Origin of the sequence: Teichococcus deserti (assembly GCF_001982615.1) — a bacterium.
Classification (GTDB): Bacteria; Pseudomonadota; Alphaproteobacteria; order Acetobacterales; family Acetobacteraceae; genus Pseudoroseomonas; species Pseudoroseomonas deserti.
This window is the reverse complement of the sequence record NZ_MLCO01000054.1, coordinates 13,564-40,557: the sequence shown is the minus strand read 5'-3', so window position 1 is coordinate 40,557 and position 26,994 is coordinate 13,564. Positions and strand designations below refer to the sequence as shown.

The window sequence follows — 26,994 nt, the reverse complement described above, 5'->3', positions numbered from 1 at the left end:
GAGAATGTCGCCGATCCGCCGCCGCGCCGCGGCCGGGCTGGCCCTGGCCGCCATCGCCGGCCGGGCCCGCGCCCAGGCCGCGCAGGAGCCCTGGCCCGCCCGCCCAGTCCGCATCATCGTCCCCTCCGCCCCCGGCGGCGGCGCCGACTTCACCGCCCGGGTCTTCGGCCGCTTCCTGGAGCGGCGCGGCCAGCCGGTGGTGGTGGAGAACCGCCCCGGCGCCGGCGCGGTCATCGGCACCGACGCCGCCAAGTCGATGCCGCCGGACGGGCACGGCTTCGTCCTGGCCACCAACTCGACCCATGCGGCCAATCCCTTCCTGTTCCGGAAGCTGCCCTATGACCCGCTGCGCGACTTCGCCATGGTCGGGCTGTTCGGCAGCTATCCCTCGATCCTGGTGGTCGATGCCCGGGCGCCCTATCGCGACGTCGCGGGCCTGGTGGCGGCGGCGCGGGCCAGGCCGGGCGGGCTGTTCTTCGGCTACTACTCCTCCTCCTCCCGGGTGCCGGCGGAGCTGCTGCGCGCGGCGACCGGGGCCGAGATGGCCGGCGTCTCCTACCGCAACGTCACCCAGATCCTGACCGACCTGCGCGGCGGCGAGGTGGCCTTCGCCTTCCTCGACGCGCTCTCCGCCGCCCCCGCCCTGCAGGAGGGCAGCGGGCTGCGCGCCATCGGCAGCAGCGCCCCGGCCCGCGACCCGCGCCGGCCGGAGATCGCCGCCGTCGCCGAGACCCTGCCCGGCTTCGCCATGGAAGGCTGGATGGGCCTGGCCGCCCCGGCCGCCACGCCGCCCGCCCTGCTGGCCCGCGCCAATGCCGCCATGGCCGAAGCGATCGCGGCACCCGAGGTGCGGAAGGCCTTCGAGGAACAGGGGCTGGCCCCGCGCAGCCTGGGGCTGGAGGCGGCGCGCGACTTCCTGGCCGCCGACACCGCGCGCTGGCGCGAATGGGTGCGCATCGCCGGGATCGAGCCGGAGTGAACGCCGTCCTGCGGAAACCGCTGTCGCAGGCGCTGCTGCACCTGCCCGCCGCCGGCTGGGGCGGGCGCGCGCCGCTGCTGCTGGTGCATGGCGGCTACCACGCCGCCGCCTGCTGGGCGGAATGGCGGGGGGTGCTGGCAGGGCTCGGCCTGGCCAGCGCCGCGCTGGACCTGCGCGGCCATGGCGCCCTGGCCGGCGCGCCTCTTCCACCCACCACCGGCGTCGCCGACTATGCCGCCGATGTCGCGGAGGCCGCCGGGGCGGTCCAGGCCCTGGCCGGGCAGCCGCCGCTGCTGGTCGGGCACAGCCTGGGCGCGCTGGTGGTGCTGGCCGCCGCCGCGGCGGGCGCGCCCTGCGCCGGGCTGGCGCTGCTGGCGCCCTCGCCGCCCGGCAACCTGCCAGGCGTCAGATCCGTGCCGGAGCTGCCCGAAGGGTCCCTGCAGCCGCCGCCGCCGGAGGATGTCGCGGTGGCGCGCTGGATGGGCGGGCGGGCGCCGCCCTCGCCGCTGAAGGAGGAGTGGCTGGCGGGGCTCTGCGCCGAAAGCCCGCGGGCGCTGAACGACCGCTATGCGCTGCGCATCCGCGTCGATCCGGCGGCGATCCGCCCGCATCCCGTGCTGGTGCTGGAGGCCGGGCGCGACGACGCGGCACGCCACCCGGCCGGGCAGGATGCGGCGATCGCGGCCTTCTTCGGCGGCACCCATCGCCTGCTGCCGGAGGCGCCGCACTGCCTGATGTTCGGCGCCCCTGGCGCAGACGCCGCCCGGGCGCTGGAGGGCTGGTTGCCGCAGGGCTGAATGCCGCGGACCACGGGCCCGGCCGGGCGATTTGCCATCGCCGCGGCGCAGCGCGATCATCGGCCGATGCACCCGACCCTCGACGCCCTGGAAGCCTCCGCCCGCCGCAGCGAGACGCCGTTCGGCGCCGGCCGCATCGTCTGGCATGAATGGGGCGCGGGGCCGCCGCTGGTGCTGCTGCATGGCGGCGCCGGCTCCTGGCGGCACTGGGCGCGCAACATCCCTTTCCTGGCCCGCGGGCGGCGGGTGCTGGCGGCGGACACGCCGGGGCTCGGCGACTCTGGCCCGCCGCCGGCCGGCGCCAGCCTCTGGGACATCGCCGACGCCCTGGCGGAGGGCATCCGCCTCCAGGCCGGCGGCGTCCCCGCCGACCTGGTCGGCTTCTCCTTCGGCGCGGTCATCTCCGCCCATGTCGCCGCCCATGTCGCCACCGGCGATGTCCCCGCCGGCCGTGGCGGGCTGCTGGACAGCGTGACGCTGGTCGGCTGCGGCGCGCTCGGGCTGAAGCGCGAGCCCACGCCGCTGGTGCCGGTGCGCGACCGCCAGGGCGCCGAGCGGGTGGCGGCGCATCGCGCCAACCTGGCCAGCCTGATGCTGGCCGATCCGGCCTCGATCGATGACCTGGCGCTGGCCATCCAGGCCTGGAACAGCGACCATGCCCGGCTGCGCAGCCGCGGCGTCGTCAGCGACACCGCGGTGCGCGACGTGCTGCCGCGCATCGACCGGCCGCTGAACGTCATCTATGGCGAGCGCGACGCCATCGCCTATCCCCATATGGAAGACCGCATCCGCCTCTTCGCCGAGCTCCGCCCGGCGGCGCGGCTGCGCATCATCCCGGGCGCCGGCCACTGGGTCGCCTTCGAGGCGGCCGAGGCCTTCAACGCGACGCTGGCCGCGCTGCTGCCGCTGGAGGCCGCGCCCGAGCGCTGAGCGCGGCCTTCAGCCGGGTCATGCCTGCACCGCGGCGCCGCCGAACACCACCTGGTTGCGGAGCTCCGGCCGGAACAGCCCGTAGAGGAATTTTTCGGCGCCCCCGCTGGCGGCCTCCAGCAGGTTCAGCTGCGCCGGCGTCAGCGCCAGCTCGAGGGCGGCCACGTTCTCGGTCACCTGGGCGGCCCGGCTGACGCCCATCAGGGTGGCGGCGACGCCTGGCCGCCCGGCGACCCAGGCCAGCGCGATGCGCGCCGGCGTCTCGCCCGCCTCGGCGGCCAGCTGCTTCAGCGCCGCGACGATCGCCCAGTTGCGCTCGGTGAACAGCGTGTCGCCGAAGGGATTGTCGCCGTCCAGCCGGTGGCCGCGCGCCTCGCCGGAGCCGGCCTTGTTGGGCACGCCGCCCTGCCGGGGCGCCGCGGCCTCGACGGCGGCGCGGTCGTATTTCCCGGTCAGCAGCCCATAGGCCAGCGGGCTCCAGGGCACCAGCCCCAGGCCGAATTCGCGCGCCAGGGGGACATGCTCGCTCTCCACCCCGCGCTCGACCAGGGAATAGAAATACTGCAGGCCGATCGGCGCCGGCAGGCCATGCGCCTGCGCCAGGGTCGCCAGCTGCGCCGCGTACCAGGCCGGCACGTTGGACAGGCCCCAGTAGCGGATCTTCCCCGCCCCGATCAGCGCCGCCATGCCCTGCAGCAGCTCGGCCGCCGGGGTGACGCCGTCCCAGACATGCACCCAGTAGAGGTCGATGAAGTCGGTGCGCAGCCGCTTCAGCGAGCGCTCCACCGCCGCGCGCAGATGCCGCGCGCCGTTGCCGCCCTGCAGCGGCCCCTGCCCGGTGGCGAAGCCCGACTTGGTGGCGATGACCAGCCGGTCGCGCAAGCCGGCCTCGGCGACGAACTGGCCCAGCATCTCCTCCGAGCGGCCGCCGGCATAGACATCGGCGGTGTCGACGAAATTGCCGCCGAGCCCGACATAGCGGTCGAAGATGGCGCGGCTCTCGGCCTCGGCCGCGCCCCAGCGCGCGGTGCCGAAGGTCATGGTGCCGAGCGCCAGCGGGCTGACCAGCAGGCCCGAGCGGCCGAGCGGGCGATAGGTGTCGAGCGGCATGCGGGGGGCTCCTCCAAGGGCACCCGGCCGATATGCATTGCTTTCCGCGCGCCGATTAGGGCCTCTGCCCTGCATGGGTTGCTGAAGGATCTTCAGGAATGGACCGCGAGCTCTGGTCGGGCCTGGCCGTCTTCGCCGAGATCATCGAGGCCGGCAGCTTCGCCGCCGCCGCCACGAGGCTGGGCCTCTCGGCCTCGGCGCTGAGCCATGCGATGCGCAGCCTGGAGGCGCGGCTGGGCATCCGGCTGCTCGACCGCACCACCCGCTCGCTGGCGCCGACGGAGGCCGGCGAGCAGCTGCTGCTGAAGCTGCGCCCGGCCCTGGCCAGCGTCGCCGAGGGTGTCGCCGAGCTCGGCCTGGCGCGCGACCGGCCGGCCGGGCGGGTGCGGATCAACGCGCATCGCCCGGGCGCGGTGCATGTGGTGCTGCCGCGCCTCGCCACCCTGGCGCAGCGCTGCCCCGAGGTCGCGGTCGAGCTGGTGGTCAATGACGGGCTGGTCGACATCGTCGCCGAGCGCTTCGACTGCGGCGTTCGGCACGAGGGCGGGCTGCAGGGCGACATGGTCTCGCTGCGCATCAGCGACGCCATGCCGCTGGTCTATGCCGCCTCGCCCGGCTATCTGGCAGCGCATGGCGTGCCGCGCGCGCCGGAGGAGCTCGGCGCGCATCGCTGCATCAGCTATCGCCACACCTCCTCCGGCGCGCTGCACCGCTGGGACTTCCTGCGCGACGGCGCGCTGGTGCAGCAGGCGGTGCCGACCAGCTTCGTTACCAACGATGTCGACGTGATGCGCGATGCGGCGCTGGCCGGCCTCGGCATCGTCTGCCTGCTCGAGGCGCAGGCGGCGCCGCATCTGGCGGATGGCAGCCTGGTCGCGCTGCTGCCGGGCCGGGCGCCGGTGCTGGCGCCCAACCACCTCTACTATCCGAGCCGCCGCCAGCCCAGCGCCGCCTTCCGCGCCTTCCTGGCGGTGATGCGCGGCTGATCCGGCACCGGTTCCTCCCTCCGCAAGTCATCGTCAAGAAAAAACGCTGCAGGATTTTCGCCAGGACAGTAACGCGCGAAAACACACGCGGAGGTGATGCGAGAAGTGCCGGCAACCGCTGGAGCCCGGCGCGGCGTCTCCCCTAAGGGATCGTTCCACCCTGGGAAGAACCCTGATGGCCATCGTCTATGTCGCCGCCGATGACGAGCGCGGCAACGAGCTCTGGGTCGCGGATGGCGACTTCTCCAACTGCCGGCTGCTGAAGGACATCAGCGCCGGCTTCGCCAGCAGCGATCCCACCAACCTGACGGCGCTGCCCGACGGGCGGGTCCTGTTCGTCGCCACCGACCAGATCCATGGCCGCGAGCTGTGGATCACCGACGGCACCGGGGCCGGCACCCGCATGCTGCGCGACATCGGCACCGGCGACGGCACCGAAGGGCCGGAGAACCTGACCGCCCTGCCCGATGGCCGCGTGGTCTTCACCGCCGATGACGGCGTGCATGGGCGCGAGCTCTGGGTGACCGACGGCACGGCCGGGGGCACGGTGCTGCTGGCCGATGTCACCGCGGGCGAGGACGGCACCGACTTCCGCGGCTTCCACGACCTCGGCAACGGCCGGATCCTGTTCAGCGACGCCTATTACGGCGCGTCGCAATGGGCGACCGACGGCACGCCGGAGGGCACGGTCGAGCTTGGCAGCCTGATGAGCTATCCGCCCGAGGACGGCATCATGAACCTCTCCGTCCGCTACGACGGCGAGGGCCGCGCCTGGTTCCCGGGCCAGCGGATCTTCGAGAACACGGTGGAGGTGGCGCATCTGAGCTGGACCACCGACGGCACCCTCGAGGGCACCTACCGGGTGGATGCGCCCGAGGCGCCGTCCTCCTCCTTCTACCGCGTCGGCGACCAGTGGATCTCCAAGTACTTCCTCTATGAGGACGGGCCGCGCGGCGCGCCCACCCAGTATATCGGCGTCACCGGCGAGACCGGCTCCACGCTGCTGCTGCCGGAGGCCATCGGCGGCAGCGGCAGCTCGCACAGGATGGCGCAGCTGGATGACGAGCGGGTGGTCATGCCGATGTACGGCAACGACCTCTGGGTCAGCGACGGCACCCTGGAGGGCACCTACGCCATCGCCGAGGACATCCTGAAGAGCGAATGGCAGCTGGACTTCCTGTCGCTCGGCAACGGCAAGGTGCTGTTCTCGGTCACCGACTTCGAGGGCGCCGACCTCTGGGTCACCGACGGCAGCGCCGCCGGCACCTTCCAGATCGCGCCCTATGCCCGCTGGACGCCGCAGGCCCTGCCCGCCACCGCGACGCTGCTGGACGACGGCAGCGTGCTCTTCGCCGCCGCCACCGGCGACGGCAATTCGGAAGCCGTCTGGCGGGTCAATTTCTGGGAAGGCGGGCTGGAGCGGGTCGAGGGCGTGCAGCACTGGACCGGCGATGCCATCTTCGAGGTCGCCCGGCTGGAGAGCGACCTGTGGACCGGCGGCGGCTGAGCAGGAGCGGCGGATCGCGAGGCCGGGTCCGCCGCCCGACCTGAACTACCCTGCCCCGAGCCCGGCGCGCCAGGCGGCGGGCGTCGTCCCCAGCGCCGCCTTGAAGGCGCGGGTCAGGTGGCTCTGGCTGGAGAAGCCGCAGGCGGCGGCGATGCGGGCCACCGCGGTGTCGCCGCGCAGCAGGGTGCGGGCGCGCTCCAGCCGCCGGCGCAGCACCCAGGCCTGCGGCGAGACGCCGTGGCTGGCGCGGAACATGCGCTGGAAATGGAAGGGGCTGAGGCCGGCCAGCGCCGCCAGCGCCTCCAGCCGCAGCGGGGTGTCGAGATGCGCCTCGACATGCTCGCCGATCCGCCGCCGCAGATGCGGCGCCAGCCCGCCCTTCAGCGCCGGCGGCCGCGCGCCCCGCGGCAATCCCGGCGGCAGCCCCGGCGCCAGCGCCGCGACCACCGCCTCGGTCACCGCGACATCCGCCGCCAGGATATCCTGCGCCGCCAGCGCCGCCGCCAGCCGGCGCAGCGCGCCGGCCAGGACGGGGGCGTCACAGAAAGCGAGATCGGGCAGCGTCATCAGCCGGGCGTCGCGGTCGAAGCTTTCGGCGAAGGCGCGGCGAAGCTCGGCATCGGGCAGGTAGAGATGCACGAAGGCGAAGCGCTCGGTGATCTCCCAGTCCGAGGACTGCGCCTGCGGCATGATGCAGACCGCGCCGGGATGGCCGTGCCCGCCCTGCCGCCCCAGCCGCCGCGTGCCCTCGCCGCCCTGCAGGTAGAGGCTCAGCGTGTGGCCCTGCGGCCGGCGATAGGCGACGCGGTCATGGCTGTTGCTCCAGACCGCGCCGGCCCGCGCGAAGCCCAGCGCCATGCCGTGCAGCAGGCGTGCGTTGGAGGCGGCGAGCGCCGCCTGGACAGTGAAGGTCGTGGTCTGCATCGGCGGCGCCGCAAGGCTTGGAAGGCCGCCAGGATGCGGCCCGGCCCGGGCGCGGGCAAGGCGCATCCGCCGCAAGATCCTGCAAACCTGGGCTGCGCCGCGGTGCTAGGGCCCGGCCATGCAGAACCTGCTTCTCTTCCTCGCCACCGTGCTGATCTGGGGCAGCACCTGGATCGCCATCGCCTGGCAGGTCGGGCCGGTGCCGGTGCTGGTCTCGGTCTTCTACCGCTTCGGCGCCGCGGCGCTGATCCTGCTGCTGGCGCTGGCGGCGCTGCGGCGGCTGCCGGTGCCGGGCTGGCGCGACCAGCCCTTCATCCTGGCCCAGGCGCTGTGCCTGTTCAGCCTGAACTTTCTCTGTTTCTACAGCGCGGCGGGCCATCTGCCCTCGGGGCTGCTCTCGGTGATCTTCTCGCTGGCGACGCTGTACAACGCGGTCAATGCGCGGATCTTCTTCGGCGACCGCGTCACCGCGCGCACCCTGCTGGCGGCGCTGCTGGGCGTCGCCGGGCTGCTGCTGCTGTTCGGCCAGGAGATCTTCGTCCATCTCGACGGCGCCACGCTGAAGGGGGTCGGCCTCGCCGCGCTGGGCACGCTGTTCTTCTCGCTGGGCAACATGGCGTCGCGCCGCAACAGCGCCGCCGGCATCGCTCCCCTCACGGCCAATGCCTGGGGCATGGCCTACGGCGCCGCGGTGCTGCTGGGGCTGATCGCCGTCACCGCCACGCCGGTCGTGGCGCCGCCGGACGGGCGCTACCTGGCCGCCCTGCTCTATCTGGCGGTGATCGGCTCGGTGGTCGGCTTCACCACCTATCTGATGCTGGTGGCGCGGATCGGCTCGTCGCGCGCGGCCTATACCACCGTGCTCTTCCCGGTGGTGGCGCTGTCGCTCTCCACCCTGTTCGAGGGCTATCGCTGGGACGCGGCGGGGCTCGCCGGGCTGGCGCTGACGCTGCTCGGCAATCTGGTGATCTTCTGGCGCCGCCCAGCCGAAGCTGGAGCGTGATGGCGCGCGGTGGGATCACCGAAAAGGCTGGATCGCGCGATCCAACAAGCCGCGCGTTCGGCGGGCCTGCAGCCTTCCGCAGGCCACCCGACCTAGGCCGCGGCGGCGGCAGCCTGGGCCCGGCCGGCATAGAGCAGGTCGAGCAGGTCGGCGGCCCCGGCATCCTCGCTGGCGGTGACGCTGACCAGCAGCATGCCCTCGACCTCGATGGCGCCGCGCGACCGCTGCCGGCGCCGCCCCACCACCGCGAAACGGTTGCCGAAGCGCGCGCGGAGCTCCCCGGCCGCGGCTTCCACGGCGACGTCGTCGGCCCCGTTCAGGGTGATGCGGACGCCGGTCTGACGCTCCCAATCCATCGCAAGCTCCTCTGTCCTGGGACCTGCATGAACCGGAACCGGGGCGCCCGGGAGATGGGGATAACGTGGATAGCGGTGAAAGGCGGGGACAACTGGCGCCGGCCCCGCTCGGCGCGTCAGTCCGGGCCGGTCAGCGCCTCCGGCACCGGCTGCTTCGAGCGCTCCAGCTGCTCCGGCATCCGCGCCGGGGCGCCATCCGGCAGGCGGTGCGGGACCCCGCCACGGTCGAGCGCGCGCGAGCTGGGCAAGCCAGTCCCACGCCGGCACGCCGCAGCAGTTCGCCGCCCTCCTGGAGGCCGGGCAGCAGCTCTCCAGCAAGGCCGCCCGGGCGAGCCGCCTGGTCGCCGAGTGACGCAAGAAGACAGGCCCGGCGGGGCGACCCGCCGGGCCTTCAGAGCTTCAGCGGCCGACCTTGCGCGCGGCCTTGGCGGCCTCGTGGCTGGCCAGGATCGCGGTCAGGCTCGGGCGCTTGCGGGCATTGGCGACGCGGGCGGCGGCGGCGGCCTGCTGCTCGGCCGCCTTGGCGGCGGCCTCGGCCTCGCGGGCCTGCCGGGCACGCTCCAGCTCGGCCTCGCGCTCGGCGCGCTTGGCGGCCTGGCGGGCGTCGCGGGCCTCGGCGATGGCGATGCGCTCGGCGCGCCGGGCGGCGACCTCCGCATCATCCAGCCCCGGGCGGGCCTTGAAGGCCTCCAGCAGCGCTCGCTTGGCCTTGGCGGCATCGTCCAGCCGCTGATTCACATTGCCGTAGTTCGTCTTACGCAAGAACACGTCCCCATGGATGGTGGCATCCTCACCCCGTGAGTCGGAACGACCCCGGGGCGGGGGCAGACTTACGCCCGATGCGCCGCCGCGTCGACGCATACTTCGCTGTGGCAGCATTGCGGGCGGCCGCAGGCGTGCGGACCCAGGGGCGCGACCCCTGGGCCGGGACCGGTCCTGGCCGTGCCGCCGGTTGACCCTGCGGGCCGCTGCCGGCTAAGCGTCCTGCGCGCGGTGCAGGCCGCCTCCGGGTCCGCGGAAAGGGTTCAACCCGCCTGAGCCGCCCAGACGGTGATTTCCAGCCCTCGTGCTGCCGGCGTTGCGGACCTTCGGCCATCGACGCACGGAGGTCCTGCCATGGTCACCCCGCCGCCAAGCCTGCCCCCGCGGGCCAGCCTCGAGCATCTGAAGAAGCAGGCGAAGCAGCTGCTGCGCCAGTATCGCGCCGGCGCACCCGAAGCGCTGGACCGCTTCGCCCGCTTCCTGCCCGCCGCCGCCGGCCGCTCGTCCACCACGATCGCCGCCATGGATCTGCGGCTGCATGACGCGCAGTCCTGCCTGGCGCGCGGGCTCGGCTTCGTCTCCTGGGCCGCGCTCGCGCTGCGGGTCGAGGCCGAGGCCTTCGCCCGCGAGGCCCCGTTGGCCCGGCGCGACCGCTGGCTGACGCTGGCCTATGGCGGCGACGTCGCGGGTGGCGCGGGGCGGGCGCGGCCGGCCCTGGCCCTGCGGCTTCTGCGTGCCCATCCGGCACTGGCCGATGACCTGGCGGTCGCCTGCGCCACCGGCGATGCCGCGCGGCTGGCCGCCGCCCTGGCCGCCGATCCGGGCTGGCTGCACCGCCCTGCCGGCCCGCTCGCCCTGCCGCCGCTGGTGGCGGTGACCCATTCCGGCCTGCTGCAGCTGGAAGACTTCCGCGCGCCGCTGCAGCGCTGCGCCGGCTGGCTGCTGCAGGCCGGCGCCGATCCGAACCAGCGCATCGGCAACCGCTACCCCCCGGCCTCGCTGGCCGCGCCGGATGACGCCATGCCGCTCTCGGCGCTCTATGGCGCGGCCGGGGTGAACCGCGACCCGGCGCTGACCGCGCTGCTGCTGCAGGCGGGCGCCGATCCGAACGACAACGAATCCCTCTACCATTCGCTGGAAAGCCCGGACTGCGCCCGGCTGCTGCTGCGGCACGGCGCCCGCGTCCGCGGCACCAACGCGGTCCACCGGGCGCTCGACCTGCCGGGGGCCGGGGCGCTGGAACTGCTGCTGGCCCATGGCGGCGACCCTGAGGAGGTGCTGCCCGGCAGCCGGCTGGGCCCGCCGCTGCTGCGCGCCATCGCGCTTGGCCGCTCGCCGCGCCATGTCGCCGCCCTGCTGGCCGCCGGCGCCGATCCGGCGGCGCGCGACGCGGAGGGGGCCAGCGCCTGGCGCCTGGCCGCCCGGCGCGGCCTGGTCGAGGTGGCCGCCCTGCTGCAGGCCGCCGGCGCCGCCGAGGAGCTGTCCACCGAGGAGGAATTCGGCGCCGCCTGCGCCCGCGGCGATGCCGCCACGGCGCGCCGCCTGCAGGCCGCGCGGCCCGACCTGCCGGGCGGCCTGCCCGCGACACTGCTGCGCCTGCTGCCCGACAGCGTCGCGGCCGGCGCGACCGGGGCCGCGCGGCTGATGGTGGCGCTGGGCTGGCCGGTGGCGACGCCGGGCGGCGACTGGCAGGCCTCGGCGCTGAACCTCGCCGTGTTCCGCGGCGACGCGGCGCTGGCCGGCATCCTGCTGGACCACGGCGCCCGCTGGGACGAGGCGCATGGCTTCGGCAGCGACGTGCTGGGCACGCTGTCCTGGGCCTCGCTGAACGAGCCGGACGACGCGGCCGCGCCCGACTGGCCGGGCTGCGCCCGGGCGCTGGCCGCGGCCGGGCTGCCGCCGATGGCGCCCGACCCGGCCGATCCGGAGCGCCTGCTGCTGGACGGGCGGGCGCTGCGCTTCTCCGAGGCGGTGGCCGCGGCGCTGCTGGGGGACTGACCAGGGCGCCCCCTCGCCATTGCCCTGCCCTGCCGGGGGGCGTAATCCCGGCGCCAGGGGCATGCGTTGGGTATGCGGCGGCCATGGCGCGGCATCGGGGACAGGATGACACCGGCTCGGATCTTGATCGTCGAGGATGACCGGGTGGTCGCCCGCGACCTGGCGCAGCAGCTGGCGGCCCTCGGCCACAGCGTCGCCGGCAGCATCGCCCGCGGCGAGGAGGCGGTGGCCCGGGCCATCGCCAGCCGGGCCGAGCTGGTGCTGATGGACATCCGCCTGGAGGGCAGCATGGATGGCATCGCCGCCGCCCAGGCGCTGCGCGACCGCTGCCAGATCCCGGTGGTCTTCCTGACCGCCTATGCCGATGCGCCCACCGTCCGCCGCGCCACCGACACCGAGCCCTTCGGCTATCTGCTGAAGCCCTTCGAGGAGCTGCAGCTGGCCACCGCCATCGAGATGGCGCTGCACAAGCACGCCGCCGAGCGCAAGCTGCGCGCCAGCGAGCGGCGCTACGCCACCACCCTGTCCAGCATCGGCGACGGCGTCATCGCCACCGATGCCGGCGCCGCCGTCAGCTTCATGAACCCGGTGGCCGAGGCGCTGACCGGCTGGAGCCAGGCCGAGGCGCTGGGCCGCCCGATCGCCGAGGTGTTCCGGCTGGAGAACCAGCTGACCGGGGAGCCGGTGGCCGATCCGGCCGCCGCCGCCCTGCGCAGCGGCGTGACCGAGGGGCTGCCGGCGCATACCGTGCTGCGCGCCCGCGACGGCCGCGAGGTGCCGATCGACGACAGCAGCGCCCCGGTGCCCGGCGAGGCCGGCAGCCTGGCCGGCGCCGTCGTCGTCTTCACCGACATGACCCGGCGCCGCGCCGCCGAGGAGGCGCTGCGCCGCGCCCAGGCCGAGCTCGCCCATGCCTCGCGCCTGGCGGTGCTGGGCGAGCTCGCCGTCTCGATCGCGCATGAGGTGAACCAGCCGCTGATGGCGGCGATCACCAATGCCGAGGCCTGCCTGCGCTGGCTGGCGGCGCCCGAGCGCAACGTCGCCCGCGCCGAGGAGGCGGCGCGCCGCGTGGTGCGCAACGGCCACCGCGCGGCCGAGGTGATCGACAGCATCCGCGCGATGGCCCGCAACGCCGCGCCGGAGCGGGAGCGGCTGGCCCTTGCCCCGCTGGTCGAGGACGTGCTGCTGCTGATGCGCGCCGAGCTGAAGCGCGCCGGCATCGCGCTGCGCAGCGCCCTGCCCGCCGACCTGGCGGTGGAGGGCGTGCGGGTGCAGCTGCAGCAGGTGGTGATGAACCTGGTGCTGAACGCGCGCGAGGCGCTGGAGGATGGCGGCGGCACCATCACCCTGGCGGCGCGCGCGGCGGAGGGGCGTCTGCTGCTCAGCATCGCCGATGACGGGCCGGGGGTCGCGCCGGCGGTCGCCGACCGCATCTTCGACCCGCTCTTCACCACCAAGCCGGGCGGCATGGGGCTCGGCCTGTCGATCTGCCGCTCGATCCTCGAGGCGCATGGCGGCAGCATCCGGCTGGCGGCCGGCGAGGCCGGCAGCCGCTTCGAGATAGACCTGCCCGCGGCCGGCGCGCAGCATGCCGCCCCCCGCTGAGCAGGGCTTCGTCCATGTGGTGGACGACGATCCGGACGTGCTGGAGGCGATCGGCGAGCTGCTGCTCTCGGTCGGGCTGCGCCCGGCGCTGTTCGCCGCGCCGGGCGACTTCCTGGCCTCGCCGCGGCGCCGCGGCGGCGGCTGCCTGGTGCTCGACGTCCGCCTGCCGGGGCAGAGCGGGCTGGCGGTCTTCGCCGGGCTGCGGCGCGACGGCCTCGACCTGCCGGTGATCTTCATCAGCGGCCATGCCGACGTGCCGATGGCGGTCAAGGCGATGAAGGCGGGCGCCTTCGACTTCTTCACCAAGCCGGTGCGCAACCAGGACCTGCTGGACACCATCCATGCCGCCCTGGCCGAGGATGCCGCGCGCCGCGGCCGGCGCCAGGCCCAGGCCGCGCTGCGCGCCGCGCATGACGGGCTGTCGCCGCGCGAGCGCGAGGTGATGGCGCTGGTCGCCGCGGGCCAGATGAACAAGCAGATCGCGGGCCATATCGGCATCAGCGAGGCGACGGTGAAGGGCCACCGCATGCAGCTGATGCGCAAGATGGGGCTGCGCAGCCTGGCCGACCTGGTGCGCGCCGCCGACCGGCTGGCGACGGGAGACTAGCCCGCCGCCGCCAGCGGGAAATCGATGGCGAAGCGGGCGCCGCCGCCGCCTTCGCCAGCGCCTTCCGGGGCGCCTTCCGCGGCGCTCTCCGCCGTGACCCGGCCGCGCAGCTGCGCCGCCAGGTCGCCGACCAGCTGCAGCCCGAGCGTCTCCGCCGCCTCCAGCTCGGGCGCGCCCTGCGCGAAGCCGGCGCCGTCATCGGCGACCAGCAGCCGCGCCTCGCCCGGCCCGGTCTGGGTCAGCCGCACCAGGATGCGGCCCCCGGCGCGGCCGGCGAAGGCGTGCTTGAAGGCGTTGGAGACCAGCTCGTTGACGATCAGCCCGCAGGCCACCGCCTTGTCCAGGTCGAGATGCAGCTCGGCGATCTCCGCCACCAGCCGGATCTCCTGTCCCGGCGGGCGATGCGCGCGCAGCAGCTGGCTGCACAGCGCGCCCAGATGCCGCCGCATGGCCACCCGCGCATAGTCGCCGGCGCGGTAGAGGTTCTCGTGCACCAGCGCCATCGAGCGCACCCGGTCGCGGCTGTCGGCGAACAGCGCCGCCGTCTGCGGGTCGGCGATGCGCGAGGCCTGCAGGTTCAGCAGGCTGCTGATCAGCTGCAGGTTGTTCTTGACCCGGTGGTGCATCTCCTTGAGCAGCGCCTCCTTCTCGCCGAGCAGCGCGTTCTCCAGCGCGATCGCCGCCTGTGCCGCCAGCAGCCGCAGCACGGTCAGGCGCGCCTCGGTGAAGACATGCGGCGCCAGCCGGTTCTCCAGGAACAGCAGCCCGGCCAGCCTGGCCTGGCGCAGCAGCGGCAGGCACAGCACCGAGCGCGTCGGCCGCGCGGCGAACCAGGGATCGTCCAGGAAGCCATGCGGCTGGCCCGCATCGCCGATCAGCACGGCGGCCTGGGTCTCCAGCGCCTGGCCGATGACGGCCAGCGGCACGGCGTCCTCGGTCAGCGCCGCATCGCCCGCCCGCGCCTCGTGGATGGTGACGGCGATGCCCTCCGCGCTGAGCTCGGCCTCGGCGGCGACGCGCAGCTCGCCGCTGCGCGGCAGGATCAGCAGCCCGCGCCCGGCCCCGGCATGTTCCAGCACCGTGGTCATCAGCGCCTGCAGCGTGGCCTCGAGCCCGGCCTCGCCGGCCACCGCCTGGGAGCCGCGCACCAGGCTGGCCAGGTCGAAGCCGGCCGGGTCGGCATCGGAGCCGGCAGGGGAGCCAGCAGGAGCAGCGGCGGGGGACGGCAGCAGCGGCGGCACCGCGCCCGCCGGCGCCAGCGCGCGGTGCAGCGGCGCCAGGCGCTGCAGCGGGCCGGTGGCGCCCCAGCGCAGGCAGGCCTCGCGCGCCGCCTGCAGATGCGCCAGCGCCGGCGTCGGCAGGCCGAGCCCGCGATAGAGCCCGGCGGCGCATTCCTGCGCCAGCGCCTCGACCTGCGGCAGGCCATGCGCGCGGGCGGCGGCGATGGCGGCCTCGGCCTGGCGCAGCGCCGCGACCGTGTCGCCGGCCACCGCCGCGACGACGGCATCCAGCAGCGCGGCCCGGGCCAGGAAGTTGTCGGGCGCCTCGGCGGCCCAGAGGCGCAGCTGCGCCTGATGCGCCAGCAGCGCGGCGCCCGGCGCCGCCGGGGCCGCCGCGGCCTCCAGCTGGCCGTGCGCCAGCCCGGCATAGAAATGGAACTCGGCCATCTCCAGATGGCCGGCGGTGGTCCAGAGCAGCGGCTCGGCGCGGGCGGCGAAGTCCAGCGCGGCGGCCGGCGCGCCGTCATGCACCGCCGCCTGCAGCCGGCGGATCCAGTGCCAGCAGGCGGCGATGGCCAGGCCCGGCTCGCCGGCCAGCCGCGCCTCGAAGGCGTCGCGCCCGGGCTCCGGCGGCAGGCCGCGCAGGCTGCGCAGCAGGCCGATCTGGCTGGTGATGATGTCGGCGATCAGCCCGAAGCGGATGCCGCGGATATAGGACAGCTTGGCCTCGGCCTCGGCCTGCAGCTCGGCCAGCGAGGCGCCGGCGGCGATCAGGCTGGTCACCAGGGTGCAGGCGCAGAAGCCGCAATAGGTGACGTCGCCGACCTCGACGGCGGTGGCGAAGGCGCGGCGCAGCAGGGGCAGCGAGCGCGCCACCGGCCAGGTCCAGGGCGCCACGTGATAGGCGAAGCACATCCGCACCCTTGCCTCGTAGCGCGGCGCCTGGGCCTGCTCGACCAGGGCCTGGCCGAGCGCGCCGAAGGCGAAGCCGTCGCGGAACTCGCCGAAGAACGGGCCGAGCACCATGCCGAGATAGGCGAAGCCCAGCGCCGAGGCGTCGCAGCGCCCCTCGGCCAGGCTGATCCGCGCCATGCGGCAGAGCACCAGGCAGACCAGGTTCTGGTCGCTGAAGAAGGCCGGCGGCAGCACCGCGGCCAGCACGTCCATGAAGGCGGCGGTGGCGGCGTCGCCGGCCGGCGGCAGCCCGGCCAGGCCAGCGATCGGGCGGCCGGCCATCTCCTGCCGCAGCAGGCGGTATTCGTGCCACGGCGCCTCGGGGCCGGGATGCGGCGACCAGGCGGTGCCGCTCTCGGCCAGGAAGGCCAGGCAGGCCTCGACGGCGTGCTCGATGCGGTCCTGTGCCGTCAGCAGCGTGACCAGCAGCGCCGCCGCCGCCGCGCGGTCGGCGGCGGCCAGCGGCGTCGCCATCAGCCGGCGCAGCGCCGCCTCGGCCGCCTCCGGCGCGCCGGTCAGAAAGAGGCTTTCCGCCCGGCCGAAGGCGCAGGCGAAGCGGCGGTCGGGCGCGGCCCCGGGCGGCAGCAGCGCGGCGGCCGCCTCGAAATGGCCGAGCGCCGCGGCGAAGGCGGTGCCGCGCCGCGCCAGCCGGCCGGCCGCCAGGTTCAGCCCGGCCAGGCGGTCGCGCTCGGCCGGGTCGTCGACGAGCGCCAGGCCGCGATTGTACTGGCCGACCAGTTCCGGCAGGGCGGCCTCGTCGCCGGCCAGATGCGGTGCCAGGCGGCGGGCGATGGCCAGGTGGCGGGCGGGGCGGTCCGCCTCCGGCAGCAGCGCATAGGCCGCCTCCTGGATGCGGTCATGCGGAAAGCCGTAGCCCCCGCCGGCCAGCACGGCGAGGCCGGCGTCGAGGGCCGGCCGCAGCGCGTCCTCCACCGCGGCCGGGGTATCGCCGGCGGCGGCGGCCAGGCGCGCGGCGCTGGCGGTGCCGCCCAGGCAGGCCAGCGTCGCCAGCAGGTCGCGCGGCGCCGCGGCCAGCCGGACCAGCCGCCCGGCCATCAGCGCGACGACATTGGTGGTGGCCGGCCGCGCCGCGATCCCCGCCAGGTCCCAGCGCCAGCGCCGCGCGGCCGGGTCGAACGACAGGGAACCTTCCTCGGCGAGGTCGGACAGGAAATGGCCGGCGAAGAAGGGATTGCCGCCGGTCTTCTCCGCCAGCAGCGCGGACAGCGGGGCGAGCTCACCGGGGGTCGCGTGCAGCGCCTCGGCCAGCAGCGCCTGCAGGGCGGCGGGCGGCAGCGGCGCCAGGGTCAGCCTCGCCACCGGCACGCCGGCCGCGGCGAAGGCGGCGGCCAGCGGATGGCCCAGCGGATGGCCCTGCGGCAGCGCCTCGTCGCGATAGGCCATGACCAGCAGCAGATGGCGCGGCAGCGCGGCGGCCAGCCCCTCGAGCAGCGCCAGGCTGGCGGCGTCCAGCCACTGGATGTCGTCCAGGAACAGCAGCAGAGGCCGCTCGGCGCGGGCGAAGGCGGCCAGGAAGGCGGCCAGGACACGGCGGAAGCGCAGGGCCTCCTCGGGCGGCGCCAGCGGCTCGACCGGGGCGAGCCGGCCGAGCAGCCGCTCCAGCTCCGGCAGCAGGCCGCGCAGCACCGCCGCGTTGCGGCCCAGCGCCGCCTGCAGCCGCTCGCGCCATTCCGCCTGGGCCGCGCCTGAGAGCGCCAGCAGCCGGCGCAGCAGCCCCTGCATCGCCTGGGCCAGGGCGGCATAGGGGTCGTCGCGGCGGAACTGCTCGCATTTGCCGCCGGCGAGCAGGGCACGGTCCGGCACCAGCCCGGCCCGCAGCGCCTGCACCAGCGCCGACTTGCCGACCCCGGCGGGCCCCGCCACCAGCGCCAGCCGCGCCGATCCCTCCGCCGCCACCGCCTCGAATTCCGCGGTCAGCCGGGCGAGCTCGGCGGCGCGGCCCTGCAGGCGGTCGGGGATGCGCAGCCGGTCGGGGATGTCGCCGGAGCCGGGGACGAAGCCGGGCGCGAAGACGGCGCCGTCCAGGCAGCGGCGCAGATCGGCCTCCAGCCCGGCGGCGCTCTGGTAGCGGTCCTCCGCCGGCTTCTGCAGCAGCCGCAGGACGATGGCCGTCAGCGCCGGGGCGGCGGCCTGCAGCGCCGGGGCGAAGGGCGCCGGCGGGCGGGCCAGATGGGCATGGATCAGCTCGGCCGCGTCGCGCGCGGCGAAAGGCGGCCGGCCGGCCAGCTGCTCATACAGGATGACGCCCAGCGCATAGAGGTCGCTGCGCGCATCGACCGGCCGGCCGACCCGCCCGGTCTGCTCCGGCGCGGCATAGGGCAGCATCTCCCCGGGCAGCGGCGGCGGCGCGGCCTCGGGCGCGCGGGCGCGGCCGAAGCCGGTCAGCCGCACCCCGCCCGCCGCATCGGCCAGCAGATGCGCCGGGCGCAGGTCGCGATGCACCAGCCCGGCGGCATGCACGCCGCGCAGCGCGGCCGCCGCCCCGCAGGCGATGCGCGCCACCACCGGCGGCGGCAGCGCCTGTCCGGGGCGCAGCGGCGTGCCGCCGGCATCCGACAGGCGCAGCGCCGGGCTGCCATCGGCCAGCGTCAGCCGCGCGCCGGGCACCGCCGCCCAGCCCGGGTCCAGCCGCGGCGCCAGCGCCCAGGCCCGGTCCAGCAGCGCGGCGCCGAGGTCGGATGCCGCCTCGGCGGCCAGCAGCAGCATCGGCGGCGCGGCGGCGCGGCAGAGCCGGGTCACGCCATCGCTGGCCAGGAGGGCGAGCCGGTCGGGGGGCAGAGGCATCGCCCGGTCCTAGCACGAAGCGGCTTCGGCCGCGCTTCCCCCTTGACGGCGGCCGCGCGTTTCCGCACTGCAACATTCCACCTTCTGACGCCGCTGCCGGAGCCCGCTCGCCATGGACATCGCCCTGTTCAACCTGATGTCGCAGAACCGCGCCGACGAGATGCCGGCCGAGATCCTCGGCATGACGGTCGAGAAGGTGCGGCTGGCCGAGCGCCTGGGCTTCGATGCCGCCTGGTTCGCCGAGCACCACTTCACCAGCCACTCGGTCTGCCCGTCGCCGCTGATGATGGTCGCCCATTGCGCCGCGGTGACGAAGACCATGCGGCTGGGCCCGGCCGTGGTGGTGCTGCCGCTGCACCACCCGCTGCGCGTGGTGCAGGAGGTCGGCATGCTGCAGGCGCTGACCGGCGGGCGGGTCAATCTGGGCCTCGGCACCGGCCACCAGCCGCATGAGTTTTCCACATATTCCATCCCGATGGCGGAGCGCACCGCCATCCTCGAGGAAGGCTGGGCGCTGATCGAGCGGGGGCTGACCACCGGCCGCGTGCAGCTCGACGGCCAGCACTACCAGGTGCCGGACGCCCCGATCGCCGCTTTCCCCGGAACAATGCCGCCGCTGTTCCTGGCCGGTGGCGAGCCGCGGCTGCTGGCGCGCGCGGCGCGGGCCGGCGCGTCGCTGTTCATCAGCCAGGGGCACCGCCGCGCCGCCGCCGCGCTGGGCATGCGGGAGAAGCTGCTGGCGGCGCTGCGCCAGCACGGCCTGCCGGAGACGGCGCTGAAGCTCGCCATCCAGCGCTATGTCTTCGTCACCGACGACCCGGCCGAGAAGCGCCGCGCCGCCGAGGGCATGCTGCGCTTCATGCGCACCACCCTCTCGCTGCGCGACGCCGTGCCGCCGCGCGACGGCGCCTTCATGCGCGAGGTTCCCTTCGAGGGCGAGCCCGGCATCGACTGGCTGCTGGAGCATGCGCCGATCGGCTCGGTCGAGCAGGTCACAGCCCGGCTGGTCGAGGATTTCGAGCTGCTCGCCCCCAGCCATTGGAGCCTCTACATGGGCTTCTCCGGCCTGCCGGCGCCGCGCGTGCTGGCCTCGCTGGAGCGCTTCGGCCGCGAGGTGCTGCCGGTGCTGCGGCAGCTGGCGCCGGCGCGGGTCGCCGAACCCGTGGGCTGAGGCGCGCGGCGCCGGCAGCGCGGGAGCATCAGCGGCGGCGCAGCACCAGCAGCGTCGCCGCGATCACCACCGCCGATCCCAGCAGCACGGCGGTGCCCGGCACGTCGCCGAACCAGAGATAGCCGATGACGATCGACCAGAGCAGCCCGGTATATTGCACCGGCGCCAGGGCGGCGGCGCCGGCATAGGCCAGCGGCCGCATGACGAGGTAGGTGCAGAGGCCCGAGGCCACGCCCATGCCGATCAGCCCGAGCAGATCGAACAGGCCTGGCGTCACCCACGAATGGAAAAGCGTCGGCAGCAGCATGGCCGAGGAGATCGCCATGTACCAGACGGCGATGCCGATGGTGTGGTCGGTCAGCGACAGGGCGCGCTGCTGCAGCGTGTTCAGCGCGCCGATGAAGGCGCCGGCCAGTGAGCACAGCGCGCCGATGGCGATGATCTCCCCGGCCCCGGGCTGCACGACGATGATCACGCCGGCGAAGCCGAGCAGCACCGCCAGCCAGGAGATCCAGGTGACGCGCTCGCCCAGCAGGGGGGCGGCCAGCGCGGTGACGATCAGCGGGCGGATGAAGGAGATGGCGGTGGTCTCGGCCAGCGGCAGCAGGCGGAAGCCGAGATAGGCCAGCATCAGCGACAGCGTCATGGTCGCCGCATGGGTCAGGTGGCGCATCGGCTGACGCATGCGCAGGCGATGGATCTTGCCGCCGGCCAGCAGGATCAGCAGCAGCGGCGGCAGCGCGAAGGCGTTGCGGAAGAAGGTGATCTGGTTGACCGGGAAGCGCTGCGCCTGGTCTTTCACCACGCCGTTCAACACCGAGAACAGCGCGATGCCCGCCAGCATGATCAGCACCGCGCGCTTCAGGTCGGGCTGCGGATGTGGCTCGACGAGGGGGGCGGCGCTGCCGGGCATCGCGCGCAGCCAGGCCAGGCCGCGGCGCAGGCCTTCCGGCGTCTCCATCGGGCTCTTGTCCTTCGCCGTTGCGCGGGCCATGCTAGGCGATCGTTTGGCGCCTGTCATGATTTCTGCTGTAATATCCGGCAGCAAACCACAGGTCGCCGCAGCGACGCCTGCCGGACGATGCCAGCCTGGAGCCCTGCCTTGGAGACCGACCTGCATGTCAGCAGCATCGCCACCCTGTCGCAGCTGATCCGGACGCGGCGGCTGTCGCCGGTCGAGTTGACCCGGGCCTGCCTCGCCCGCGTCAAGGCGCTGGACGGCCAGCTCAACAGCGTCCTCCTGCTGCTGGAAGAGGCTGCCCTGGCCGAGGCGCGCCAGGCCGAGGCGGAGATCGCCGCCGGACACTGGCGCGGCCCGCTGCATGGCATCCCGATCGGGCTGAAGGACATCTACAACACCGCCGGCATCGCCACGACCGGCCATTCCGCGCTGTTCCGCGACCATGTCCCTGGCGAGGACGCCACCACCGTCCGCCTGCTGCGCCAGGCCGGGGCGGTGATCCCGGGCAAGCTCTCCACCTGGGAATTCGCCATCGGCGGTTCTTCTTTCGATCTGCCCTGGCCGCCGGCGCGCAACCCTTGGGACCCGGCACTGGATCCTTCCGGCTCTTCCTCCGGCTCGGCGGCGGCGGTGGCGGCGGGGCTGATGCCGGGGGCGATGGGCTCGGACACCGGCGGCTCAATCCGCGGCCCGGCGGCCTGGTGCGGCATTGCCGGGCTGAAGCCCAGCTACGGCCTGGTCAGCCGGCGCGGCATCCTGCCGCTGTCCTTCTCGCTCGACCATGCCGGGCCGATGTGCTGGACGGCGGAAGACTGCGCGCTGATGATGCAGGTGCTGGCGGCGCATGACCCGCTCGATCCCGGCAGCGCCGATCCCGGGCCGATCGATTTCTCCGCCGGCATCGGCGGCGGCGTGCGGGGGTTGCGCATCGGCGTGGTGCGGCATTTCTTCGAATCCGACGTCGCCTGCGAGCCCGAGGTGCTGGCCGCCACCGAGGCGACGCTGCAGGCGCTGCAGGCCGAGGGCGCCGTGCTGCGCGACGTCGCCCTCTCGCCTTTCGGCGACTACAACGCGGTGGGCAGCCTGATCTCGCGCTCGGAATCCTATGCGATCCACGAGGATTTCCTGCTCCGCTCGCCGGAGCTCTACGGCGCCTTCGGCCGGGTGCGGCTGATGGGCGGGGCGCTGGTGCGGGCGGCCGACTATATCAACGCGCAGCGCCAGCGCGCCCGGCTGGTGGCCGAGGCGGCGGCGGCGATGCGCGAAGTCGACGTGCTGGTCTTTCCGACCTCGCGCCAGACCGCGGCGCCGCTCGGCGAGGATGCGATGATCAGCGGCCCGCAGCTGTTCTTCAACCGCCCCTTCAACGTGCTGGGCGGCCCGGCGCTGGCGGTCTGCAACGGATTCTCCGGCGCTGGCCTGCCGATCTCGCTGCATATCGGCGGCCGCCCCTTCGAGGATGCGCTGGTGCTGCGCGTCGGCGATGCGGTGGAGCGCATCATGGCGACGCGCGGCCGGCGGCCGGCCCTGGCCATAGCGCGCGACGCCGCGGCGGCGGAATAGGAGAGGCGCGATGACCGAGACCACCGAGCAGAAGCTGGCCGCCCTCGGCCTGCGCGTCCCGGAGACCGAGTTGCCGAAGCTGCTGCGCCTGGCAGGCGACATGGAAAAGGCCGCGGCGATGATGCGCGGCCCGCGCCCCTATGCCGAGGAGCCGCTATCCGCCTTCCGGCTGCCGCTGCCCGCCGCGCCGCGCTCCTGAGCGGCGGCCCGCAGCCAGGCGGCGAGATGGCGCACCGGCGCGCCGGTCTCGCCGTCCTGGCGCAGGCACAGGTAGTAATCCTCGCCATTGCCGATGCCGCGCTCCGACAGCTGGACGAGCGAGCCATCGCGCAGCTCCTGCTGCAGCAGCATCGGCCGGCTGAGCGCGACGCCCAGCCCCGCCAGCATCGCCGAGCGGGTCAGCATGCCGTCCTCGCAGATCATGCCGGTCAGCAGATCGTGCAGGATTACGGCTTCTGGAACGCGACCGACAGCACCGGCCAGACCGGGCTGCGCCGCGCCATCACCGAATGGGAGAAGTGGGTCTCGGCCGGCTGAACCCGATCCAACCACCGCGCCGCCCGGGCCGATGACGAACCGAACCTTCCTGCTGATGCTGCCGGCGCTGCTTGCGCTGGCCATCGGCTTCATCCTGCCGATGGGCAGCGTGGTCTGGACCAGCCTGCACCAGGGCGGGCTTTTTTCGACGGGCGCCTGGGCGGAGGTGCTGTCGTCGCGCACCTTCCTCGGCATCCTCAGCCGAACCTTCACCATGGCCGCGGTGGTGACGCTGCTGACCTTGTCGGTCGCCTATCCGCTGGCCTATTGGGCGGCGACGGCCGCGCGGCGCTGGTCGGGCCAGATCATGGCGCTGGTCGCGGTGCCGTATCTGACCAGCATCCTGATCCGCTCCTATGCCTGGGTCGCCATCCTTGGCGGCAACGGGCTGGTCAACCGCGCGCTGGAGGCAGCGGGGCTGATCGACGAGCCGCTGCCGCTCGTCTTCAACCGCTTCGGCAGCTATGTCGGCATGGTGCATATCCTGCTGCCGATGGCGGTCTTCCCGATCTTCGCCGCCATGCAGCGCATCGACCCGGCGCTGATGCGCGCCGGCGCCAGCCTGGGCGCGCCGCCGGGCAGCGCCTTTGCCACCATCTTCCTGCCGCTGTCCTGGCCGGGGGTCAGCGCCGGCGCGGCCCTCGTCTTCCTGGCGGCCATGGGCTTCTACATCACGCCCGCCTTGCTCGGCGCGCCGGGCGACTATCTGGTGGCCCAGGCGATCGAGGTGCGCGTCAGCACGCTCGCCGAATTCGACACCGCCGCCGCCCAGGCCTGCCTGCTGCTGGCCCTCGTCACCGCGCTGATGCTGCTGCTGCGCCGCCGCATCGTCGCCATGGCGGGGGAAGAAACCTCGGCCGCCCCCGCCCGCCGCCTGCCGATGCCGCCCGTGCTGCGCCGGGCTGCGGCGACCGTCGCCGCGGTCCTGGCCCCGGTCGCGACGCCGCTGCTCTGGGCCTATGGCCTGCTGCTGCTGACCCTGCTGCTGGCGCCGATGATCGTCGTCGTGCTGATCGCCTTCAGCAGCGCGCCCTATCTCAGCTTCCCGCCGCCCGGCTGGTCGCTGCGCTGGTTTTTTTCCTTCTTCGAGGACAGAGCCTGGCTGGCGGCGACCGGCTTCAGCCTGGTGGTCTCGCTGGCCGGCGCCGCGACGGCCCTGGCCATTGGCACGCCCTTCGCGCTGGCGCTTTCCCGCGGGCGCTTCAAGAGGCGGCGGCTGCTCTGGCTGCTGGCGGTGGCGCCGATTGATCCTGCCGCATATCGCGCTCGCCCTGGGCCTGTTCTTCACCGCGGTGCGGCTCGGGCTGAACGGCACGCTGGCCAGCTTCTGGATCGCCTATACTGTCACCGGCCTGCCCTATGTCGTCATTATCCTGGTGGCCGCGCTCCGCCGGTTTGATACCGACCTGGAACGCGCCGCCGCCAGCCTGGGCGCGGCCCCGCTGCGCCGCTTCCGCGACGTGACCCTGCCGCTGCTCGCCGCCTCCTTCGCCAGCGCCTTCCTCTTCGCGTTCCTCGCCGGCTTCGACGACCTGATCATCAGCCTGTTCCTGTCGTCTCCCAACGGCACCACCATCGCCATGCGCATGTGGGAGGATATCCGCCTGGAGATCAGCCCGAAGACTGCGGTGGTCGGCGTGCTGCAGCTCGGCCTGCTGCTGCTGGCCGCGCTGATCGCCCGGCTCCGCCTGTGGTCGGCCCCCTGGCGGACCCGCTGACACCGTCATAGACTTGCCCCCGAACCGACGAGGACCCGCCCCATGGCGCGCACGATCGACCTGAATTCCGATCTCGGCGAGAGCTACGGCCCTTGGCAGATGGGCGACGACGCCGCGCTGCTGCGGGTCGTCACCAGCGCCAACATCGCCTGCGGCGCCCATGCCAGCGATCCGGAGACCATGTTCAGGACGCTGACCCTGGCGCGCGACCAGGGCGTCGTCGCCGGCGCGCATCCGGGCTTCGCCGACCGCGAGGGCTTCGGCCGCCGCCTGATTCCCCACACGATGGGCGAGGTCGAGCGGCTGGTGGCGACCCAGGTCGGCGCGCTGATGGGGGCCGCCGCCCTGGTCGGCACCAAGGTCCGCTTCGTCAAGACGCATGGCGCGCTGGGCAACTGGGCCGCGGCCGAGCCCGACGTCGCCGCCGCCGTCGCCCGCGCGGTGAAGGCGATCTCCCCCGACCTCGCCATGCTGGCGATTTCCGGCACCGCGCTGGACCGCGCCGGCCGCGATGCCGGCCTTCCCACCTTCAGCGAGATTTTTGCGGATCGCGGCTATCTGTCGAACGGCCAGCTGGTGCCGCGCAGCCGCCCCGACGCCATGCTGCACGACCCCGAGGAAGCCGCCACCCGGCTGATCCAGTTCCTCGAGACCGGGCTGATGCCCGTCGTCGACGGCGCGCCGATCAAGCTGGACGCCGTCTCGGTCTGCGTCCATGGCGACAGCCCCGGCGCCGTCGCCATGGCCCAGCATATCCGCCGCCGCCTGGGTGAGGCCGGCATCACCGTGGCGCCGTTCCTGTCCCAACCATGAGCCCTGCCTATCCGGTGTTCCGGCCGGTCGCCGATCACGCGCTGCTGGTCGAGTTCGGCGACCGCATCGACCGCGACGTGCATGACCAGGTGCTGCGCCTCGATGCCGGCCTCTCGCCCGAGAGCGTCCCCGGCTTCCTCGAGGCGGTGCCGGCCTATGTGAACATCCTGGTCCGCTTCGATCCGATGCAGACCGACCACGCCAGCGTCGAGGCGGCGCTGCGGCGCCTGCTGGGCGGCCCTGCCAGGGTGCCCAAGCCCGGCCGGCTGCGCGAGGTGCGCGTCTGCTACGAGGCCGAGCTCGCCCCCGACCTGGCGCGCGTCGCCGAGGCCACCGGGCTGGACACCGAGGCGGTGATCGCCGCCCATCTGGCCGGCGACTACCGCGTCTATATGTACGGCTTCGCCCCCGGCTATGCCTATCTGGCCGGGGTGCCGGAGGCCATCCGGCAGCCGCGCAAGACCTCGCCGGTGCGCGGCACGCCGGCCGGCAGCGTCACCATCGCCGGGCCGCAATGCCTGGTCACCACCATGATCATGCCGAATGGCTGGTGGAACATCGGCCGCTCGCCGACCCGCATCCTGGATGGCGGCGACAGCGCGCGGCCCTTCCTCTTCGATGTCGGCGACAGCGTCCGCTTCACCCGCATCACCCGCGACCAGTTCGAGGCGGAGAGCCGCGCATGAGCAGCGCCACCCTCGCCGTCACCCAGGCCGGCCCCCACGTCACCTTCCAAGATGCCGGCCGCTTCGGGAAGATGCGCTTCGGCGTGCCGACCTCCGGCCCGATGGACCGCGCCAGCTACGCCGCGGTGCAGGCCGCCCTCGGCAATCCGGACGATGCCGGCGCCATCGAGGTCTCGCCCGGCGGGCTGACGCTGGCCTGCGAAGCCGGCGCGGTCAGCATCGCCGTCGCCGGCGGCGGCTTCCAGGTGATGCTGGACGGCGCCCGTCACGGCGCCTGGACCGTGCTGACGCTCCGCGCCGGCAGCCGCCTGACCATCCGCCCCGGCTTCTGGGGCTGCTGGACCTATCTGGCCTTCGCCGGCCGGCTGCGGGTGGCGCCCTGGCTGGACAGCATCTCCACCCACGGCCCCACGGGCCTCGGCGGCGGGCTGCTGGCCGAGGGCCAGGTCATCACGGTGGACGACACCCGGCTGCTGGCGCCGCGCGCCATCCCGCTGCCGGTCTGGGCCCGGCCGCCCGCGGAGGTGCCGGTGGTGCTCGGGCCCCAGGACCGCTTCTTCGCGCCCGAGACCATCGCGACCTTCCTTGGCGCAGCTTACGCCCTCAGCGACGCCTATGACCGCATGGGCGTGCGGCTGACCGGCCCGGCCCTGCCGCCCAATGCCGCGCTGGACATGCCGTCGGAGCCGATCGCCCGCGGCTCGGTGCAGGTCTCGGGCGACGCGGTGCCGACGGTGCTGCTGGCCGACCACCAGAGCACCGGCGGCTATCCGAAGATCGCCACCGTGCTGTCGACCAGCCTGGACAGCTTCGTCCAGCTGCGCAGCCGGCAGCGGCTGCGCTTCCAGGCCGTGAGCCCCGCCCAGGCGGTCGGGCTGGTGCGCAGCCGGACGCTGGCGCGGCACCGCTACCTCGAGATGCTGCGCCAGGGCGCCCTGCCCTAGCCAGGCCGGCCCGGGCGGGCGATGACCGGCTTTTCATTTCGCCGCCCCACCGACCCTG

Annotated in this window: 25 protein-coding genes; 17 read left to right on the top strand and 8 right to left on the bottom strand. The window is 74.3% G+C overall.

Annotated elements, in window-relative coordinates; translation table 11 throughout:
* The first annotated feature begins 4 nt into the window (after positions 1–4).
* From BKE38_RS07105 to BKE38_RS07095, 3 genes are read left to right on the top strand one after another with little or no spacing between them, the layout of a single operon-like run.
* Positions 5–979, top strand: a complete 975-nt coding sequence (locus BKE38_RS07105) for a Bug family tripartite tricarboxylate transporter substrate binding protein (protein ID WP_076956658.1) — start codon at positions 5–7, stop codon at positions 977–979.
* Positions 976–1,776 carry an alpha/beta hydrolase gene (locus BKE38_RS07100; protein ID WP_165694136.1) on the top strand — a complete coding sequence of 267 codons (801 nt, stop codon included), beginning with the start codon at positions 976–978 and terminating at the stop codon, positions 1,774–1,776. Before BKE38_RS07105 ends, BKE38_RS07100 begins: the two co-directional genes overlap by 4 nt.
* Positions 1,777–2,706, top strand: a complete 930-nt coding sequence (locus BKE38_RS07095; protein ID WP_083747350.1) for an alpha/beta fold hydrolase — start codon at positions 1,777–1,779, stop codon at positions 2,704–2,706.
* Between the two features lie 18 nt (positions 2,707–2,724).
* Here BKE38_RS07095 and BKE38_RS07090 read toward each other — a convergent pair whose 3' ends face one another.
* Positions 2,725–3,816 (bottom strand): aldo/keto reductase, encoded by a 1,092-nt coding sequence (locus BKE38_RS07090; RefSeq protein ID WP_076956657.1) that lies wholly within the window; start codon positions 3,814–3,816, stop codon positions 2,725–2,727.
* Positions 3,817–3,914: 98 nt separating this feature from the next.
* On the opposite strand from BKE38_RS07090, the gene BKE38_RS07085 reads away from it, so the two are divergent.
* Complete coding sequence (locus BKE38_RS07085) at positions 3,915–4,802, top strand: LysR family transcriptional regulator (protein WP_076956656.1); 888 nt, start codon at positions 3,915–3,917, stop codon at positions 4,800–4,802.
* 175 nt (positions 4,803–4,977) lie between these two features.
* Positions 4,978–6,309, top strand: coding sequence for a hypothetical protein (locus BKE38_RS07080; RefSeq protein ID WP_076956655.1), 1,332 nt, complete (start codon positions 4,978–4,980; stop codon positions 6,307–6,309).
* A gap of 45 nt (positions 6,310–6,354) precedes the next feature.
* Here BKE38_RS07080 and BKE38_RS07075 read toward each other — a convergent pair whose 3' ends face one another.
* Positions 6,355–7,233: a helix-turn-helix transcriptional regulator gene (locus BKE38_RS07075; protein ID WP_076956687.1), complete on the bottom strand. Its 879-nt coding sequence runs from the start codon at positions 7,231–7,233 to the stop codon at positions 6,355–6,357.
* A 118-nt stretch (positions 7,234–7,351) separates the two neighbouring features.
* Between BKE38_RS07075 and BKE38_RS07070 the strand changes: the two genes are divergently transcribed.
* Positions 7,352–8,236 (top strand): DMT family transporter, encoded by an 885-nt coding sequence (locus tag BKE38_RS07070; protein ID WP_076956654.1) that lies wholly within the window; start codon positions 7,352–7,354, stop codon positions 8,234–8,236.
* Positions 8,237–8,328: 92 nt separating this feature from the next.
* Here the strand turns inward: BKE38_RS07070 and BKE38_RS07065 are convergent, their stop codons facing one another.
* From BKE38_RS07065 to BKE38_RS07060, 3 genes are all read right to left on the bottom strand, one after another.
* Positions 8,329–8,592: a hypothetical protein gene (locus tag BKE38_RS07065; protein WP_076956653.1), complete on the bottom strand. Its 264-nt coding sequence runs from the start codon at positions 8,590–8,592 to the stop codon at positions 8,329–8,331.
* Between the two features lie 116 nt (positions 8,593–8,708).
* Positions 8,709–8,840 (bottom strand): hypothetical protein, encoded by a 132-nt coding sequence (locus tag BKE38_RS33605; RefSeq protein ID WP_278247609.1) that lies wholly within the window; start codon positions 8,838–8,840, stop codon positions 8,709–8,711.
* A 151-nt stretch (positions 8,841–8,991) separates the two neighbouring features.
* Positions 8,992–9,354: a DUF6481 family protein gene (locus BKE38_RS07060; protein WP_076956686.1), complete on the bottom strand. Its 363-nt coding sequence runs from the start codon at positions 9,352–9,354 to the stop codon at positions 8,992–8,994.
* A gap of 354 nt (positions 9,355–9,708) precedes the next feature.
* Between BKE38_RS07060 and BKE38_RS07055 the strand changes: the two genes are divergently transcribed.
* The 3 genes from BKE38_RS07055 (at position 9,709) to BKE38_RS07045 (ending at position 13,564) form a co-directional block, all read left to right on the top strand.
* Positions 9,709–11,352 carry a hypothetical protein gene (locus BKE38_RS07055; RefSeq protein WP_076956652.1) on the top strand — a complete coding sequence of 548 codons (1,644 nt, stop codon included), beginning with the start codon at positions 9,709–9,711 and terminating at the stop codon, positions 11,350–11,352.
* 123 nt (positions 11,353–11,475) lie between these two features.
* Positions 11,476–12,957 (top strand): ATP-binding response regulator, encoded by a 1,482-nt coding sequence (locus BKE38_RS07050; RefSeq protein WP_165694135.1) that lies wholly within the window; start codon positions 11,476–11,478, stop codon positions 12,955–12,957.
* Positions 12,941–13,564, top strand: a complete 624-nt coding sequence (locus tag BKE38_RS07045) for a response regulator transcription factor (protein ID WP_076956650.1) — start codon at positions 12,941–12,943, stop codon at positions 13,562–13,564. Before BKE38_RS07050 ends, BKE38_RS07045 begins: the two co-directional genes overlap by 17 nt.
* Here BKE38_RS07045 and BKE38_RS07040 read toward each other — a convergent pair.
* Positions 13,561–18,543, bottom strand: coding sequence for an AAA family ATPase (locus BKE38_RS07040; protein ID WP_076956649.1), 4,983 nt, complete (start codon positions 18,541–18,543; stop codon positions 13,561–13,563). The two genes, BKE38_RS07045 and BKE38_RS07040, sit on opposite strands and share 4 nt — an antisense overlap.
* A gap of 112 nt (positions 18,544–18,655) precedes the next feature.
* Between BKE38_RS07040 and BKE38_RS07035 the strand changes: the two genes are divergently transcribed.
* On the top strand, positions 18,656–19,714 hold the full coding sequence (locus tag BKE38_RS07035) for an LLM class flavin-dependent oxidoreductase (protein WP_076956648.1): 1,059 nt from the start codon (positions 18,656–18,658) through the stop codon (positions 19,712–19,714).
* Positions 19,715–19,742: 28 nt separating this feature from the next.
* Here BKE38_RS07035 and BKE38_RS31325 read toward each other — a convergent pair whose 3' ends face one another.
* The gene (locus tag BKE38_RS31325; protein WP_165694134.1) at positions 19,743–20,708 is read right to left on the bottom strand and encodes a DMT family transporter; all 966 of its coding nucleotides are present in this window, start codon (positions 20,706–20,708) and stop codon (positions 19,743–19,745) included.
* Positions 20,709–20,816: 108 nt separating this feature from the next.
* Between BKE38_RS31325 and BKE38_RS07025 the strand changes: the two genes are divergently transcribed.
* Together BKE38_RS07025 and BKE38_RS07020 are read left to right on the top strand one after the other, a co-directional pair.
* Positions 20,817–22,238 (top strand): amidase, encoded by a 1,422-nt coding sequence (locus BKE38_RS07025; protein ID WP_165694133.1) that lies wholly within the window; start codon positions 20,817–20,819, stop codon positions 22,236–22,238.
* 10 nt (positions 22,239–22,248) lie between these two features.
* Complete coding sequence (locus tag BKE38_RS07020) at positions 22,249–22,437, top strand: hypothetical protein (protein WP_076956645.1); 189 nt, start codon at positions 22,249–22,251, stop codon at positions 22,435–22,437.
* Here BKE38_RS07020 and BKE38_RS31825 read toward each other — a convergent pair.
* A complete protein-coding gene (locus tag BKE38_RS31825; protein ID WP_076956644.1) occupies positions 22,377–22,661 on the bottom strand; it encodes a LysR substrate-binding domain-containing protein in 285 nt (94 codons plus the stop codon). The genes BKE38_RS07020 and BKE38_RS31825 overlap by 61 nt on opposite strands.
* Positions 22,662–22,806: 145 nt before the next feature.
* On the opposite strand from BKE38_RS31825, the gene BKE38_RS33140 reads away from it, so the two are divergent.
* Genes BKE38_RS33140 through BKE38_RS06995 form a run of 5 tightly spaced genes read left to right on the top strand, consistent with a single transcriptional unit; the run spans position 22,807 to position 26,936 of the window.
* Positions 22,807–24,174 carry an ABC transporter permease subunit gene (locus BKE38_RS33140; protein WP_242662250.1) on the top strand — a complete coding sequence of 456 codons (1,368 nt, stop codon included), beginning with the start codon at positions 22,807–22,809 and terminating at the stop codon, positions 24,172–24,174.
* Positions 24,068–24,493, top strand: coding sequence for an ABC transporter permease (locus BKE38_RS07010; RefSeq protein ID WP_242662264.1), 426 nt, complete (start codon positions 24,068–24,070; stop codon positions 24,491–24,493). The genes BKE38_RS33140 and BKE38_RS07010 overlap by 107 nt, the downstream gene beginning before the upstream one ends.
* A gap of 42 nt (positions 24,494–24,535) precedes the next feature.
* Positions 24,536–25,306 (top strand): LamB/YcsF family protein, encoded by a 771-nt coding sequence (locus BKE38_RS07005; RefSeq protein WP_076956642.1) that lies wholly within the window; start codon positions 24,536–24,538, stop codon positions 25,304–25,306.
* The gene (locus BKE38_RS07000) at positions 25,303–25,992 is read left to right on the top strand and encodes a 5-oxoprolinase subunit B family protein (protein WP_076956641.1); all 690 of its coding nucleotides are present in this window, start codon (positions 25,303–25,305) and stop codon (positions 25,990–25,992) included. Before BKE38_RS07005 ends, BKE38_RS07000 begins: the two co-directional genes overlap by 4 nt.
* Positions 25,989–26,936, top strand: a complete 948-nt coding sequence (locus BKE38_RS06995) for a 5-oxoprolinase subunit C family protein (protein WP_076956640.1) — start codon at positions 25,989–25,991, stop codon at positions 26,934–26,936. The genes BKE38_RS07000 and BKE38_RS06995 overlap by 4 nt, the downstream gene beginning before the upstream one ends.
* The last annotated feature ends 58 nt before the right edge of the window (positions 26,937–26,994 follow it).